13 protein-coding genes are annotated in these 17608 nt (G+C 35.2%); 5 read left to right on the top strand and 8 right to left on the bottom strand.

From position 1 onward, the window contains the following. Positions 1 to 89 precede the first annotated feature (89 nt). From EG344_RS09625 to EG344_RS09590, 8 genes are all read right to left on the bottom strand, one after another. Positions 90 to 986, bottom strand: coding sequence for a glycosyltransferase family 2 protein (locus tag EG344_RS09625; RefSeq protein ID WP_123909241.1), 897 nt, complete (start codon positions 984 to 986; stop codon positions 90 to 92). Beyond that, complete coding sequence (locus EG344_RS09620; protein ID WP_123909240.1) at positions 987 to 2087, bottom strand: DegT/DnrJ/EryC1/StrS family aminotransferase; 1101 nt, start codon at positions 2085 to 2087, stop codon at positions 987 to 989. Continuing rightward, a complete protein-coding gene (locus EG344_RS09615; protein ID WP_123858739.1) occupies positions 2071 to 2541 on the bottom strand; it encodes an acyltransferase in 471 nt (156 codons plus the stop codon). Before EG344_RS09615 ends, EG344_RS09620 begins: the two co-directional genes overlap by 17 nt. Continuing rightward, positions 2538 to 2936 (bottom strand): sugar 3,4-ketoisomerase, encoded by a 399-nt coding sequence (locus EG344_RS09610; protein WP_123909239.1) that lies wholly within the window; start codon positions 2934 to 2936, stop codon positions 2538 to 2540. Before EG344_RS09610 ends, EG344_RS09615 begins: the two co-directional genes overlap by 4 nt. 22 nt (positions 2937 to 2958) lie before the next feature. Then, positions 2959 to 3936: a hypothetical protein gene (locus EG344_RS09605; RefSeq protein ID WP_123858741.1), complete on the bottom strand. Its 978-nt coding sequence runs from the start codon at positions 3934 to 3936 to the stop codon at positions 2959 to 2961. A 312-nt stretch (positions 3937 to 4248) separates the two neighbouring features. Next, on the bottom strand, positions 4249 to 5112 hold the full coding sequence (gene rfbA, locus EG344_RS09600) for a glucose-1-phosphate thymidylyltransferase RfbA (RefSeq protein ID WP_123858742.1): 864 nt from the start codon (positions 5110 to 5112) through the stop codon (positions 4249 to 4251). Positions 5113 to 5222: 110 nt separating this feature from the next. Continuing rightward, complete coding sequence (gene rfbB / locus EG344_RS09595) at positions 5223 to 6302, bottom strand: dTDP-glucose 4,6-dehydratase (protein WP_123909238.1); 1080 nt, start codon at positions 6300 to 6302, stop codon at positions 5223 to 5225. 4 nt (positions 6303 to 6306) lie between these two features. Continuing rightward, on the bottom strand, positions 6307 to 7620 hold the full coding sequence (locus EG344_RS09590; protein WP_123858744.1) for a UDP-glucose dehydrogenase family protein: 1314 nt from the start codon (positions 7618 to 7620) through the stop codon (positions 6307 to 6309). 217 nt (positions 7621 to 7837) lie between these two features. Here EG344_RS09590 and rimP point away from each other — a divergent pair, with 217 nt between their 5' ends. From rimP to EG344_RS09565, 5 genes are all read left to right on the top strand, one after another. Further along, a complete protein-coding gene (gene rimP / locus EG344_RS09585; RefSeq protein WP_065395843.1) occupies positions 7838 to 8305 on the top strand; it encodes a ribosome assembly cofactor RimP in 468 nt (155 codons plus the stop codon). Between the two features lie 16 nt (positions 8306 to 8321). Next, a complete protein-coding gene (gene nusA / locus EG344_RS09580) occupies positions 8322 to 9557 on the top strand; it encodes a transcription termination factor NusA (RefSeq protein ID WP_123909237.1) in 1236 nt (411 codons plus the stop codon). A 78-nt stretch (positions 9558 to 9635) separates the two neighbouring features. Beyond that, positions 9636 to 12590, top strand: coding sequence for a translation initiation factor IF-2 (infB, locus tag EG344_RS09575; RefSeq protein ID WP_123909236.1), 2955 nt, complete (start codon positions 9636 to 9638; stop codon positions 12588 to 12590). 596 nt (positions 12591 to 13186) lie between these two features. Beyond that, positions 13187 to 16054 carry a SusC/RagA family TonB-linked outer membrane protein gene (locus tag EG344_RS09570; protein WP_123909235.1) on the top strand — a complete coding sequence of 956 codons (2868 nt, stop codon included), beginning with the start codon at positions 13187 to 13189 and terminating at the stop codon, positions 16052 to 16054. Positions 16055 to 16076: 22 nt separating this feature from the next. Next, a complete protein-coding gene (locus tag EG344_RS09565; RefSeq protein WP_123909234.1) occupies positions 16077 to 17540 on the top strand; it encodes a RagB/SusD family nutrient uptake outer membrane protein in 1464 nt (487 codons plus the stop codon). The last annotated feature ends 68 nt before the right edge of the window (positions 17541 to 17608 follow it).

Below are 17608 nucleotides of genomic sequence, written 5' to 3'. Positions count from 1 at the left end.
TACATCTTCCAATGCATCATACCTCAGTTCTTATATCCGTTACACATAGATAACAACAAGAAAGTATGGTTGAGATTAAAGAATTGATCTTACATAACTTTCTTTAAAATCTTATACAAAGAAACAGGAAGATTCTTTTTTATTGCAAAGTCCAGTTTTTTTGACCGAAACGGATATGCATGATAAGCGTTGATATATTCCTCAGGTAGTTGAGTTCCAGATTGATATAATTTTTGAGTAATATGATTGATGCTTCCTCTCGAAACTCCTTTTTTATCAAACATCATCTGAAGTGTAGCTGCCTCCATTTCGATTCTGTCTGCCTTTACTTTTGAAATATTGTCAGCATGAAGCCTGTAATATGCCAGCTTTTCAGGAATATAGGCAATTAAATATTTTTGACTGACCTTGAGCCATCGATAATAATCTTCTATAATAAACTGTGAATCATATTTTCCGGTTTCCCTTACAACGTCTGTTCTTAATAAGACGGTGAGCGCTGCAATTCTATTTCCTTTTAATAGTTCTTCTCTGAAAATATAAGGGTCTATATTTCCCAATGCATCATAGTCAGCAATATCCTCAATAATCTGGCTGTCGTTATTTACAGCATGGGTATGAGAAAAAGACATTCCATATTCATTTCCCAGTTTTTCAAGGGTATATACTGATTTTTCAAGGGATTCAGGGTGTAGGAAATCGTCTGCAGCAATGATTTTTATATATTTCCCTTTAGCCAAATCAAGGCACTCATTAAGCATTGTGGGTAAGCCTGTATTTTTAGTATGGAAGTTTTTTTCTGCAGGATAGTTGTTTTCCTGTAACCATTGTTCAAAAACTTCTACTGAATGATCCGGAGAAGCATCATCGCCTACAATTAACTGGATGTTTTTGTAGGTTTGATTTTTTATGCTATCTAAATTTTCTTTTATAAACTGTGATTGATTATAAGAAACTACGACAACTGTTACTAAGGGTTGTTCCATTTAAAATTTATTTACCGTTTCAATAATTGCCAGGACTTCCTCTTCTTCTAAAACAGATGAAATTGGCAGACTTAACACTTCCGCATGAATTTTTTCGCTTATAGGAAAAGAAAGATCTTTCCACTCTTTATATGCTTCCTGATGATGAGGAGGAATAGGATAGTGGATAATGGTTTGTATTCCATGTTCTGTAAGATAAGCCTGAAGTTCATCTCTTCTTTGGGTCCTGATTACGAAAACATGCCATACATGCTCATTTTCATTTTCAGGATACTCAGGAAGGATGATCGCAGGATTGTTGATTTCTTCAATAAATCTTTTTGCGATAAATCTTCTTGCATTGTTTTCATCATCAATATATTTCAGCTTGATGTCTAACACTGCTGACTGAAGTTCATCGAGTCTGGAATTTAACCCCTGATAAATGTTTACATATTTTTGATTGGAACCATAATTAGCCAATGCTCTGATAGCTTTGGCTAGCTCATCATCATTAGTTGTTACAGCCCCTGCATCTCCTAAAGCTCCTAAGTTTTTTCCCGGATAAAAGCTGAATCCGGCAGCATCTCCAAGATTTCCGGATTTTATACCATTCCACTCTGCCCCTATAGCCTGGGCATTGTCTTCAATGATTTTTAAATGGTATTTCTGAGCAATTTCTTTAAGCTGATCTGAGAAAACAATTCTTCCCTGAAGGTGAACAATAAGAATTCCTTTTGTTTTTGGGGTGATTTTTTCTTCAATTTTAGCAATATCAATATTATAGGTATTGAGTTCCGGTTCTATTAATACAGGTACTAATCCGTTATCAGAAACAGCCAGTATAGAAGCGATGTAAGTGTTGGAAGGAACAAGGATTTCGTCTCCTGCTTTCATGATGCCTAATTCTATGTAAGCACGAAGAATAAGGCGTAAAGCATCCAATCCGTTGGCTACTCCAATAACATGTTTTGATCCGATATATTGTGCCAAATTAGTTTCAAAAGCTTTGGTTTTTTCTCCTAAAAGATACCATCCTGATCTGAATGTCTGTAATAAGGCACTTTCTATTTCCTGTTGGTATTTGAGATTAACTTTTTGTAAATCAAGAAACTTTATCATTGTTATTATTCTTTAAAAATTTTGCAGGGTTTCCCACCCATATTTCATTATCGGGAACATTTTTGGTCACTACGCTGCCTGCACCGATTAATGCATTTTCACCTATCGTAACTCCAGCTAAAATAGTCGCATTGGCACCAATCGAGGCTCCTTTTTTTACCAAAGTTTTTTCTAATGTGAAATTTTTATTTTTAGATTTTGGAAAAAGGTCGTTGGTAAAAGTTACATTAGGTCCGATGAATACATTGTCTTCAAGATCTACACCATCCCAAATCTGAACTCCGGGTTTGATGGTGACATTATCTCCAATAGTAACCTCATTTTCTATAAGGACCTGGCAGTTGATATTGCATCCACTTCCGATTTTGGCGCCTTTTAAAATGACACAGAATTGCCATACAGAAGTTCCTTCGCCTATATTTTGAGACTGTACGTCAGCTAAAGGGTGTATCATTTTTTGTAATTTTTAAACTCTTCAAAATCTCTGAAATAATCATGCTCGTCATAATGTTCAGAAGCAAGGCATAAAAGGACTGCACTGTGGCTGAACTTAATATCTCTCCAGATTAATTCCGGAATATAAAGTCCCTTGGAAGGGTTGTCTAAAACGAATGTTGCCTCATTACCATCCAGGTCCTGAGTGTTGAATTCTATTGTTCCTGAAACGGCAAAGATCACTTGCTGTAGTTTCTTATGGGCATGTCCTCCACGGATTACATCTTGAGGCGTAAAATAAGTCCAGTAAACTCTATTGATGGGAAAAGGAATATTCTTTTGAGTTTCTGCTACAGTAATATATCCTAATTCCGGAGATCCGATCTTTGAAAAATCTATAATATGCGGAGTCATAATCATTTAATTTGTATATCTATTAGGGCTCGTTTTTAGTCCCTTCAATTCCATAAGAATTTTGTATTTTCTTGCCATCATCATCTAAAGAATATAAAAGCTCTTTTTTGTCCTCTTTTACTACACTTACTTCGAATGGAACAATATTGACGACATCAATATGATCGGGAAGCCCGAGATGAAGAGTATATCCTTCGATGAATTTTTCATTTAATTCATCCACGCTGATGTTGATCGTTGGGTTAAATGTTTCCACAGAAACCCGATTTAAGGTTGTTCCTACCAATTTGGATTGTAACGGCCCCATCCCTTTTCTGAAAAGTTGATGTTGCAATGCATATCGAAACACATTTTCTTCCAGAGTGATTGGATTATGATAAGGTATTTTTTCTAAAACCTTTAGCAGGTGTTTGGTATTGTATATAGTTCCATCAACTGAAAAAGGGTAGGACCAGTGCGTAATGTTCTTATCAGCATAATAATCCCATTCATAATAATTGTCCTTTTTCTGAATATAATCAGGGAATCCTTCAATATTATCACCTACATACATCCTGTAGGACGAGTTTTCGGGATCTTTTTTAAATTCAGAAAGAATATTTTCATCAAGAAAGACATCATTATAAAAAACACCGTCATCAGTGTTAAACATAATGAGTTCATGTCGGCTTTTTCGCAGAAGCCCCTGAAGTAACCCTTTAAAATTATCTCCTTGTTTGCTCTTTAGGTTTTTCTCAAGAAAGAATTTTATGTTTTTTTTGTTGGTCAGTGTTCTGAAAAAAGCAGGATCAAACCATATTTCTTTTCTTTCTTCAAAGCGGATATTGGGATAGTTTTTATATTTTTCAATTAATTTTTTGTAGCCTAAATGATGATTGCCGGTGGTATGGTATAAAACTACCGTTTCATAATCATCTATTTTGATTCTTTTTAAAATGGTACTCAACAAGTAATCTACCTGCATGGCACGGTTATATGAAAAGATAATATTTAAAAGCATGATTAATTATTTTGAATGATGAGCACGGAAAAGGTATAACTTTTTGATTTCTGAAACAACAGCAAGGAAAATTACACTAGGTGATTTTTGATTCCATTGATTTCAAAACTCATAGTTGCCTGTTTCTCTACGTCCAATAATCATAAAACGATTACTCATCACAATTATTTCATGAGAACTTTTCAGGTAAAAAAGGTCTATTGTGGTATTATCTACTTTTATCCTTATTCCTGAATTGATCTTCGTTATTAATTACAAAAACTATTGGCTATAAGCCAATAGTTTGTAAAGTTTATAAATTATATTATATGATTACTGACCAACAAGTTGTTTTAAATACTGACCATAACCACTTTTACCATATTTTACTGCTGTTTCCAGTAATTTTTCTTCGTTGATGAATTTATTTCTGAAAGCAATTTCCTCAATACATCCAATCTTGAAACCTTGTCTTTTTTCAATAACACTTACGAATTCCGAAGCATCATGAAGGGAATCAAAAGTTCCTGTATCCAGCCATGCTGTACCTCTGTCCAGAACCCCTACTTCAAGTTTTTCATTTTTAAGGTAAACATTGTTAATATCAGTGATTTCCAATTCTCCTCTTGCAGAAGGCTGGATGTTTTTAGCAATCTCCACAACGTTGTTGTCGTAAAAATATAGACCAGGTACTGCATAATTAGATTTAGGTTTCAAAGGTTTCTCTTCAATAGAAACTGCTTTGAAATTGTCATCAAATTCTACGACACCATATCTTTCAGGGTCTGCAACGTGGTAAGCAAAAACAACACCCCCATCCGGATTGGTTTTGTTTTTTAATAAAGTCCCCATTTCAGAACCATAGAAGATATTGTCTCCTAAAACAAGTGCTGCAGGATCATTACCAATAAACTGATCGCCCAGAATAAAGGCTTGTGCCAGTCCATCCGGACTTGGCTGTACAACATATTCTATATTACAGCCAATTTGAGATCCATCTCCTAAAAGTTTAATGAACCCAGCTTGATCATGTGGAGTCGTAATGATTAATATATCCTTAATTCCAGCCAGAAGAAGGGTGGATAGCGGATAGTAAATCATAGGTTTATCATAAACAGGCATTAATTGCTTGCTTACGGCAATTGTTAGAGGGTAAAGTCTTGTTCCGGAACCTCCGGCTAATATTATTCCTTTCATCTTTTTATTATTTGATATTCTCTATTCTAGGGAAGTAGAGCCTGCTCCTTTGATTAAATAAGGTTTAATTTAAGAAGCAATAAAATATGTTTCTTCAATCTTACTCAATCTTAGTTATACTGATTTTCGTAATATTTCTGATACTCTCCGTTGGTAACGTTTTCCAGCCATTCTTTATTTTCAAGATACCAATCGATGGTTTTTCCTAATCCTTCTTCAAATGTTACGGATGGCTTCCAGCCCAAATCTTTGTTTAATTTATTGGCATCAATAGCATAACGTTTATCGTGTCCCGGTCTATCTTTTACAAAAGTGATTAGTTTTTCAGAATGCCCTTCTGGTTTTCCTAATTTAGCATCCATTTGCTTAATCAGTTCTTTTACCAGGTCAATATTCTGCCATTCGTTGAATCCGCCAATATTGTATGTTTCACCCGTTTTAGCTTCATTGAATATCTGGTGAATAGCCCTTGCATGATCAATTACAAATAACCAGTCTCTTGTATACTTTCCGTCCCCATAAATAGGTAAAGGTTTTTCGTTAATGATATTGGAGATACAAAGAGGTATTAATTTTTCCGGGAAATGGTTGGGTCCATAGTTGTTTGAACAATTGGAGACAATAAACGGCATTCCATAAGTGTTTCCATAAGCTCTTACCAGGTGGTCTGAAGCAGCTTTTGATGCAGAGTAGGGAGATTGTGGATCATAAGAAGTGGTTTCAAGGAAGAATCCTGTTTCCCCTAAGCTTCCATATACTTCATCAGTGGACACATGATAGAATAAGTTTGTTCTTTTTTCATCCGGGAATCTGCCATGGGTATGATCCGGATTTAAGGTCCAGAATTCTTTACAAAGATTAAGGAGATTGGCTGTTCCGTTTACATTTGTGTTGATGAACGCCGTTGGATCGGTGATACTTCTGTCAACATGACTTTCTGCAGCTAAGTGTACCACTGCATCTGGATTATATTTTTCAAAAACCTTTCTTAGTTCTTCAGGTTTTGTAATGTCTGCTTTTTCGAAAACATAATTAGGTTCATTTTCAATGTCCTTCAGGTTTTCTAAATTTCCGGCATAAGTAAGTGCATCAAGGTTGATAATCAAACTTTCCGGATTGTTTTTTACAAATTCTCTTACAACATGAGATCCAATAAATCCCGCTCCTCCTGTAATAATGATATTTTTCATTTCTTTATTTTGTAATTGTTTTTCTGCCTATACTTTTATAATAAAATCCTTTTTGCTGTGGGATTTCAAGCGGATACATATTCCTTCCGTCAAAAATAACCTTATTTTTCATTTTCTTAGCCATAAGGTCAAAATTAGGATTCTTAAACTCTGGCCATTCCGTAGCAATAAATAAGGCATCTACATCTTCCAAGGCATCATACATTCCTTTAGCATATTGAATTTTGTCTCCCAATAATTTTTGAACATTCGTTTCAGCAACTGCATCATAGGCTACAATTATTGCGCCTTTTTCTAATAAAAGAGCAATGTTGTCTAAAGAAGAAGCTTCTCTGATGTCATCCGTATTGGCTTTGAAAGCAAGCCCCCACATAGCAATCTTTTTTCCTTCTATATTTCCACCAAAGTATTTTTCAATTTCTGAAACAAGAATGACCTTCTGGGAAGTATTTACGTTTTCTGTAGCTTCCAGAATCTGGAAGTTGAAATCTTCCTGTTTTCCTGATTTTATAAGTGCTTTTACGTCTTTAGGGAAACAGCTTCCGCCGTATCCGATGCCAGGGAACAGGAATCTGTGTCCAATTCTGTCATCGCTACCCATTCCTAATCTTACCTTATCTACATCAGCCCCTACTTTTTCACAGTAGTTTGCAATTTCATTCATAAAGGTAATCTTTACAGCCAGGAATGAATTGGCTGCATATTTTGTAAGTTCAGATGATTTCTCATCCATGAAAATAATTGGGATACCCGTATTGGTAAATGGCTGATAAATTTTAGCCATAATATCTTTAGCTCTTTCAGAACTTGCTCCTACAACTACTCTTGCAGGATTCATGGAATCTTCAACAGCAAACCCTTCTCTTAAAAATTCAGGATTGGAAACAACATCAAAAGGAATGTTCGTTTTAGAAGATATGGTTTCTCTTACTCTGTCTGCAGTGCCTACAGGGACAGTGCTTTTATTAACAACAACTTTATACTCGGTCATCTGTTCTCCAATATCATTTGCTACCTTCAATACATAAGAAAGATCAGCTGAACCATCTTCTCCGGGAGGAGTAGGTAATGCCAGATAAATGACTTCACTTTTATCTAAAGCTTCTTTTAAGTTGGTCGTGAAAAATAATCTTTCAGATTGGATATTTCTAAGAAACATCTCTTCAAGGTTCGGCTCATAGATGGGAACGATGCCGTTTTTCATACCTTCTACTTTTTTTTCATCAATATCAACACAGTATACTGAATTGCCAAGTTCTGCAAGAGTAGTTCCTGTAACTAATCCTACGTAGCCTGTTCCTACAATCGTTATATTCAAAATGTTTTTGTTTTTAAAATTCAAAGACAAAAATAATAAAAATACCTTCATCTGCTTCTTTAATTTAATGTAAATGAATTTCGTTCTATTTGCTTGATAATAAGATAATTTTGCTTTTTTAGAAAAAAAGCGTATATTTGCAATGGATTTACGGAAAAAATGGGAAGGCTTCGCAAGAAAGCCTTTTTTCGTACTGTAAATCAAGATAAAAGAATGTATGGAGTTTAAAAAAAGAATTGAAGAATTATTAAATGAATTCCTTGAGACCAGAAAAGATCTTTTCCTTATTGATCTTAAAATTTCTGCAGGGGATGATATTACAGTGATTTTAGATGGTGATAATGGAGTTTCTTTGCAGGACTGCCTTGATGCAAGCCGTGCAATAGAATTCAATATGGATCGTGAAGAACATGATTTCAGCCTTCAGGTAATGTCTGCGGGATTAAGCGAGCCATTAGTAACACCAAGACAGTTCAATAAAAACATAGGAAGAGAGATTGAGGTGATGCTGGAGGATTCTTCTAAAATTGAAGGAGAGTTGTCAAAAGTAGACGAAGAGAAAATCACTCTTGTTTTACGTTACCGTAAACCGAAGGATATCGGGAAAGGAAAGGTGGATGTGGAAGAGGAAAAAGAAATTCCTTACACTGAGATCAAAAAGGCATTAGTAGTAATTAAATTTTAAAAAAGAAAAAAAATAGATGGATAATATAGCGTTGATTGAATCCTTTGGTGATTTTAAAGACGAAAAAGGGATCAGTAAGATTGATCTTATGGCAATTATTGAGGATTCACTGAAGACACTTTTGAGAAAAAGATTCGATTCAGATGACCACTTTGATGTGATTGTAAACCCGGATAAAGGAGATTTTCAGATATTTTTAAATAAAACAATTGTAGAGGACGAAATGTCTGAAGATGATGATTTGGAAATTGAAATTTCTGAAGCGAAGAAGATTGATCCTACCTTCGAAGTAGGGGAAGACTTTACAATGGAAATTCCTGTTGCACAGTTGGGAAGAAGAAATATTCTTACCTTAAAGCAAATTCTGGCTACAAAACTACAGGAGCATAATAATGCAATGCTGTACGAACAGTTTAGAGATAAAATTGGTGAAATCGTTGTAGGAGAAATCCACCACATCCGTCACAAACATGTAATCTTGTTGGATGATGAAGGAAATGAATTCATTTTACCAAAAGAAAACCAGATCCCATCCGATTTCTTTAAAAAGGGTGAGAATATCAGAGCTATTGTTGAGACAGTAGATTTTAAAGGTTCTAAACCACAGATTATTATTTCCAGAACTGCACCTAAATTCCTAGAGAAGTTATTAGAACTGGAAATTCCTGAGATCCAGGATGGAACAATCATGCTGAAAAAAGTAGTGAGAATTCCTGGTGAAAAGGCGAAAATTGCAGTAGATGCTTATGATGACAGAATTGATCCTGTAGGAGCTTGTGTGGGTGTTAAAGGATCCAGAATTCATGGAGTTGTAAGAGAGTTGAGAAATGAAAACATCGATGTTATTCAGTGGTCTAAAAACCCTGAAATTTTGGTGAAGAGAGCTTTAGGAAATGTGACGGTCAATAAAATTGACATTAATGAGGAGCAAAACTATGCATTAGTATATACTCCTGTTGAAGAGATTTCTAAAGTAATTGGAAAACAAGGACAGAATATTAGACTGGCTTCTTGGTTGTCAGGATATGAAATTGATGTTTACAGAGAGTCCAGCGAGGATGACGATGTTGAATTGAGAGAATTTAATGACGATATCGAGCAGTGGATTTTGGATGAGTTTAAGAAAGTAGGACTTACAACTGCAAAATCAGTATTGGATAAAGAAACTGAGAGTCTTTTAAATATGGTTGACCTTGAAGAAGAAACAATTGAAGAGGTTAAACGTATTCTGAGAGAAGAATTTGAAGATTAAGATTTAAAATGAATCTTAATAAAACAGTAAAAAGGAAATACTTTAATTTTAAAAATTAAAAAACAGTAAATAATATAGATGCCAAAAATTAGATTAAATAAAGCGGTTAAGGAATTCAATATTTCGATGTCCAGATTAGTAGAGTTTTTACAATCAAAGGGTTTCGAAGTTGAAGGCAATCCTAACGCTCAATTGGAAGAATCGGCATATTCTGCATTGGAAGCTGAGTTTGCTAAAGATGGCGAACAAAGAAAAGCTTCCCATGAGGTGGTGATCACTAAAGTTCCGGAAGAGAAACTGGAAATTGAAGAGAAGAAAACCCCTGAAGTGATAAGAGCTAAAGCAAACAAACCAGAAACTAAGATTTTAGGTAAGATAGATTTAGAACCTGCGAAACCTGAAGTTGAAGAAACCCCTGCAGCTCCTGTAGCGACACCGGTGGAAGAAAAGAAAGAAGAAATAGTGAAAGAAGAACCGGAAGTAAAAGCAGCTCCTGAAAAGCAGGAATTTAAAGTTTTGGATAAAATTGATTTGTCTCAGATAGAATCTAGAAATAGACCTGTAAAAAAAGACAAGCCAAAAATGGAGGAGAAAAAAGAAGAAGAAAAACCGGTTGAACCTGTAAAAGAAACTCCAAAACCAGTGGTAGAAGAGAAAAAAATAGACGCTCCAAAAGTGGAAGCTGAACCTGAGTCTCAGGAACCTCAAAAAATTGAAACTGTTTATCAGAAACTGGACGGTCCTAAGATCGTAGGTGAAAAAATTGACTTAACTCAGTTTGCACCAAAGCCAGGAGCTGGAGCAAAAAAGAAAAGAAAGAGAATTGAAAAACCTGGCGGCCAGAATAATCAAGGCCAAGGAGGAAACAATCAAAACTCTGGAAATAATAACCAAGGTGGTCAAGGAGGAAACCGTCCGCACAATAATAACAATGGTGGTGGCCAAGGAGGAAACCGTCAAGGACAAGGTGGTCAAGGTAATCGTCCACAAGGTCAAGGTGGTCAAGGTGGAAACCGTTTCGGAAATAACCAGGGTGGAAACCGTCCAGGTGGCCAAGGTGGTGGATTTAAGAAAGGAGGTCAAAACAACAGACCTGGTCAAAGAGTTATGCCAGTTGAATTAACTGACGAACAAGTTAAGAACCAGATCAAAGAAACCCTGGAAAAACTTACCAACAAAGGGGGTAAGTCTAAATCTGCAAAACACAGAAAAGATAAGAGAACTTACCGAAGAGAACAGGATGAACGTCAGCAGGAGCTTGAAGCACAAGACAGAACGCTGAAAGTAACAGAATTTATTACGGTAGGAGAATTAGCGAGTTTAATGAACGTTTCTCCAACTGAAGTAATCTCTGCATGTTTCTCACTTGGGGTAATGGTGACCATGAACCAAAGATTGGAAGCTGATACCTTATTATTAGTAGCTGATGAATTCGGTTATAAAATTGAGTTCTCTGATGCTGATCTTGAAGATGCGGATGCAGAAGATGAAGTTGATACTGAAGAGAGCTTGGTGTCAAGAGCACCAGTGGTTACTGTAATGGGACACGTTGACCATGGTAAAACTTCATTACTGGATTATGTTAGAAAAACTAATGTAATTGCAGGGGAGTCCGGAGGTATTACCCAGCACATCGGTGCTTATAATGTGAAGCTGGAAAACGGTCAAAGAATTACATTCTTAGATACACCAGGTCACGAGGCATTTACAGCGATGAGAGCCAGAGGTGCTCAGATCACGGATATTGCAATTATTGTAATTGCTGCTGATGATGATGTAATGCCACAAACAAAAGAGGCAATTGCTCACGCTCAGGCTGCGCAAGTGCCAATGATTATTGCAATCAACAAAGTTGATAAGCCAAATGCAAATCCTGATAACATCCGTCAACAACTTTCAGGTTTAAACCCTCCGGTTTTAGTGGAAGAATGGGGTGGAAATGTTCAGGCGCAGGAAATCTCTGCTAAGTTTGGTAATAATGTGGACGTGCTATTGGAGAAAGTTTTATTACAGGCTGAAATGCTTGAATTGAAGGCTAATCCTGATCGTTCAGCTAATGGAGTTGTTATCGAAGCATCTCTTGATAAAGGTAGAGGTTATGTTGCTACAATGTTGGTACAAACCGGAACTTTAAGAGTGGGTGACTACGTAGTAGCAGGTAAAAATCATGGTAAAGTAAAAGCTTTGCTTGATGAAAGAGGGAAAAATCTTGCGGAAGCAGGTCCTTCAATCCCTGCAACAATCTTAGGTTTAGATGGAGCACCTACAGCTGGTGATAAATTCCGAGTATATGCCGACGAAAGTGAAGGTAAAGCTATCGCTAACAAGAGAGAGCAACTTCAAAGAGAGCTTTCTATCAGAACGAAAAAACATACAACACTTGAAGAATTGGGTAGACGTATAGCTTTAGGAGAATTCAAAGAATTGAATATTATCCTTAAAGGTGATGTGGATGGTTCTGTGGAAGCACTTTCTGACCAGTTACAAAGATTGTCGACAGAGGAAATCAGTGTAAAAATTCTTCACTCAGGTGTAGGACAGATTACAGAATCAGATATCAACCTAGCAGCAGCATCAGATGCTATTATCATTGGATTTAATGTAAGAGCGGGTGCTAATGCAAAAGAACTTGCAGATCGTGAGGAAATTGAAATCAGAACATATTCCGTAATCTATAAAGCTATCGACGAAGTAAAAGAAGCGATGGAGGGAATGCTTTCTCCGGAAATTCAGGAGCAGGTAATTGGTAACGTTGAGATCCGTGAGGTATTCAAGATTTCTAAAGTTGGTTCCATTGCAGGTTGTATGGTTCTTACCGGAAAAGTTACAAGACAGTCGAAAGTACGTTTGTTAAGAGATGGTATTGTGAAATTTGATGGAGAGCTTGAAAGCTTGAAGCGTTTCAAAGATGATGTGAAAGAAGTAACAAAAGGTTATGAATGTGGTCTGAACTTGAAAGGGTATAACGATATTGAAATCGGAGATATTCTTGAAGTTTACGAAGAAGTAGCTGTTAAGAAAAAGCTGAAATAATATTCAGATACATATATAAAATAAGCCGTCTCATTGAGACGGCTTATTTTTGTTTGCATTCACTTTGTTTAAACCTCTTTTTTCTAAACTTACCGATTTCCTTTCAGTGTAATTTTTTCAAATGTTTATTTTAGTTTAGGTTTGAATTGAAAACTAATGTATTGAATGTTAAAATTATTTTTTTTATTAATGACCAAAGGATTAGATGTGCAATGGGTTGTCTGCTAGATCTTTTTAGGTAGAATATGGGTAAGCGATGGGATTGTAAAGAAATGTATAAAACTTTATATCCTGTCAAAACTGATTGATTTTTTTTACTTTTAAACACCTATTTAACTGAAAATTAGCACTTTTATAATTTAGATTGATTATAAATAATTTTTTTTACACCGAATTATTAATTGTTAAATACCATTTTAAAACGGTTATTTTTTATTTTCATAAACAAATGTGGGGAAATATTACGAATCTTTCTGTTTTGTGGGGGGTGTTTCTGATGTATTGTGAATGAAATTGATCTATCTGTGCATATAAAATTTGCTAGTGTTAATATTTATTAACATATTTGCCTCTAAAATATATTAAAATTTGTTAATATGAATGTTAAACTACGTGTATTAAGTGCTGGAGCATTGTTCTTTTTGGGGCAGGTTGCTTATGCACAATCAACAAAAAGAGATACAGCTACAAAAGAAACGAAAATTGAAGAGGTAGTATTAACTGGAGCTTTTGGTACAAAACTTACGCCAGAGCAGTCCATTGGATCTACTTCAACTGTAAAAGCTGCTGAACTAGAGAAGCCTGCAGCTATTTCTATTGATAATGTTTTACAGGGGAAGGTTGCAGGTTTATATTCCTCTGCCAGTTCTGGACAACCGGGAGCAAGTACAATCACATTAATTAGAGGTCTTACGTCATTAACTGGTAATAACGAACCTTTATATGTGATTGATGGTGTTGCTGTACAATCAGGAGATATTGCTGGAGCATTAACATCACAGAATGCTCTTTCATTAATAAATCCTTCGGATATTGAAGATATTCAGGTTTTAAAAGATGGTGTTTCTACAGCGTTATATGGATCTAGAGGAGCGGCTGGTGTTGTCCTTATTAGAACGAAATCAGGAAAGAAAGGTAAGTCACAAATAAACTTCATCAGTGAGATTGGAGGAAGTAGTGTTGCCTTTGAAAAATTTAAAATGACAAATGCATATGAGAATACTAAATTATTTGGTTTAGGATTATATAACTCGGGGAATGCAAGTTCATTACAAGAAGGTTATGATATAGCTAAGTCTGAATTTGACTGGGATGGTGTTACTGATACTGATTGGAATAAATTAGCAAGAAGAAATACTCCTTCTTATAATAGATATAATTTTAGCTATACCGGAGGAACTGAAAATTTTAAAATATTTTCTTCCTTAGGATATTTGAAGCAAGAAGGACTGGCTAGAAATGCAGATTTCCAGAGATATTCAGGGTCTTTAAAAGGAGATTGGAATGCTTCTGATAAATTAAAAATGCATTTTAATATCAATTTATCCAGATCTATTCAAACAGGAGCTACTGATGGATCTTCTTATTCTAACCCAATATTCTCATCAAGGCTTTTGTCACCAACACAAAAACCATATAATGCTGATGGATCATATAATACAAACTTATATTTTCTAAATCCTGAGTTCAACCCAATCGGTATAGAAAATGAAAATATTGAGAAAGGAACTTTTGATAAGGTTATTTCAAGTGTAGGTGCTGATTATAAAATCTTACCATATTTAACGTTCTCTACCAACTTTGCGATTGATAATACTCAGTCTAGAGAAATGATTTACTATAATCCTGATTTTGGGGATGGTAATTTTGATGGAGATGTAAAAGGGAATGGTTATTTGTATGGGTATAACAAAAATCTGTTTACATGGGATTGGTATTCATTCTTACACTTCAATAAAAAATTCGGAGAAAAACATGATGTTTCAGCGTCTATTGGTATAGAAAGTTATGTAACCGAAAATAATAATAGTAATTGGGATGCTCAAGGATTCCCAGCAGGAACTAGAATTCCTTATGCTGCTGTAGCTGCAAACCCTTCATCAACTCCTTCTTCTAACTTTACAAGGATCACAGATGTAGGTTACATGGGTAGATTTGCGTATACTTATGACAAATTTGTAACATTATCAGGATCATTTAGAAGAGAAGGGAACTCTATATTTAGTGATTATTGGGGGAACTTTTATGGTGTAGGTGCTAGTGTGAATCTTACTAATTTAAATATCTTGAATAATGTATTCAGAAATTTAGTAGTGAGAGGTTCAATCGGGCAAAATGGTAACCCATCTTTAACTGCATATCAGAAAGCTGCACTATATGCCTATTCAGGTGATTATCTTGCGTCAAATGCAGGTTATATTTTCCAAACAGGAGCATATCCTGGAGAGAGATTAAAATGGGAGGTATCTGAAAAAGTTAACTTAGGAGTAGATTTTAGTACAAAAGGAAATAATAACCTGTATGGTACTGTTGATTTCTTTAAGAACAGCAACAAAGATCAATTGTTGAGTTTTCCAATTCCTACTAGTGGATCTGGATTTACAGGTATAACAAGAAATCTTGGTAGTACGGTTTCTCAAGGAATTGAAACAACATTAGGATTTAGAAGAAATACAGAAAACTTTAGCTTTGATACTAAGTTTCTTTATACTTACAATGAAAACGTAATCAAGTCTTTAGGGGCAGGAGGAGCTACTACAATTGTAAGAAACGGAAGCAAGGCTTGGGCAGTTGATCACAATCCTACTGAATATTATTTACGTTTATGGGCTGGTGTTGATCCTAAAAATGGAGATCCATTATGGTATACGGATGAAACACGTACAGCTACAACAAATAGCTCTTCTATTGCTAAACAAGTGTTTACAGGAAGAAGTGCATTACCTAAACATATGTTAAACTGGCAAACTGATATGGAGTATAAAAACTTTAAATTAAGTTTCCAATTTAATTTCTTAGGAGGATATTCTGTATATGACCGATGGGCGTTTATCTATGATGGAGATGGTCAATATGCTAACGTAAATGCATTCAGTGATGCATTATATAATTCTTGGACGCCAGATAATCCTAATGCTACCAGACCAAAATATGTATTTGGAGGTAACAGAAATTCAACAGCTGCTTCAGACAGATTCCTATATGATGGAGATCACATTCGTTTAAGACAAGTTGAACTAGGATATAAATTTACTAAGAACGTTTTAAATATTGATGGTGTTAATGGTATTTATGTATATGTAAGAGGGGTGAATCTTTGGACTTATGCATTTGATAAAAGATTATATTTCGATCCAGAAGCGAACTCGAATGCATGGACTTATACTTCAGAGAACATGGGTATTTATGACCAGACACAGCCTAACATGAGACAGTACATTATGGGGGTTTCAATCGATTTTTAATTTTATTAAATAGTTAAACATTATGAAAAATATAAAGACAAAAATAAATACATTAGCTATTGTCAGTTTAGGTTTTTTAGTGACATCTTGTGGGGAAGAAGGCTTTTTGAAACAAGAGTCACCGGTAAATCCACCGACAGAAACAGCTATTAACAATGAAAAGACTTTACAGATTGCGGTTAATGGGTTGTATAATTTAATGCAGACCAATAGTAATGGTTCTCAGAACTCTTATGGCGCATTGATTCCTACTTTGAATGAATTGTTAGCGGATAACGGTTTTGTAAGTTTACGTAATTCTAATAGATTTTCTGCTACTAGACAGCCTACACTAACTTTCTTTGTGAGACAAAGTGGGGATATTCAGACATTGTGGAATTCTCTATATAAGATTATTGCCAATGCCAACTATATCATTAGTAAAGAAGGAACAATCTCTGATGACATAACAACGCCGGCGCAAACACCAGCAAATTTATTTGCTCAGGCTCACTTAGTGAGAGCAATGTGCTACCATACTTTGGTTACTTTCTTTGCTGATAATATAGGAGGAGCAAACCAAAACTTAGGGGTTCCTATTGCATTAAAATATGATCCTTCTCAAAAGTTATCAAGATCTTCTGTGCAGGCAGTATATGATCAGATTAAATCAGATTTAAATGCATCTCAGAATATTAATGATATAAATGAAAGTACTAGTGGGAGAACTAATCTTTTAGGGAAGGCAGCGTTAGATATGATGTATTCTAGATATTATCTTTCTATTAAAGATTATGCTAATGCAAATGTATATAGTCAGAAAGTATTGGATAATGCGAACTATAGTCTTTTACCTTTAAGTGGAGTAGGTAGCTTCTTTACTGCTGAAGGGCAGCCAGAAACAATCTTTGAACTTCAATATACTCCTAATGACCAACCAGGCGCAAATGATGGTATCACAGCAACTTGGTATTCAGGAGGAAGATACAGACAAAATTTTGCAACAAGAGCATTTTATAATCAGTATAGTAATACGGATGTTAGAAAGAATGCTTGGTATAGTTTAACAGGTATTGGAGCTCCAAGTATTACAACTTTCCCAGATAATCCTAAGCCTGTAGATGTGAAAAAATACACTACACCAGATCAGGATATCATCATCATGAGAAAAACAGAAGCTGTATTTAACCAATTGGAAGCTTTATATTATACTAATCCGGCTTCTGCTTTAACTAAACTAGTTACTTGGGTGAATACTTATAGAGATCCTAGTTATGCATTTGCAGGAACAGGAACTGCTCTTCTAGATGAGATCTTGAAACAAAAGAATATGGAATTCTTCTTGGAAGGATTTAGATATAATGACTTGAAAAGAAATGGTAGAGGGTTTACTAATCCACAAACTACGGTTACTTTAAGTCCAGGTATGAAAGAATTTCAGGCTTTCCCTGTTCCATTACAAGAACAGAATGCTAACCCAAATGTTCAACAGTATCCTGGTTATTAATCTATAATGATCATATTATATACAACCCCTGCTCTACGCAGGGGTTTTTATTTACTATTATTTCTTAT

It is taken from the genome of Chryseobacterium sp. G0162 (assembly GCF_003815715.1).
Classification (GTDB): Bacteria; Bacteroidota; Bacteroidia; order Flavobacteriales; family Weeksellaceae; genus Chryseobacterium.
The sequence above is the reverse complement of the archived record's forward strand: the minus strand, read 5'-3'. Positions and strand labels throughout refer to the sequence as shown.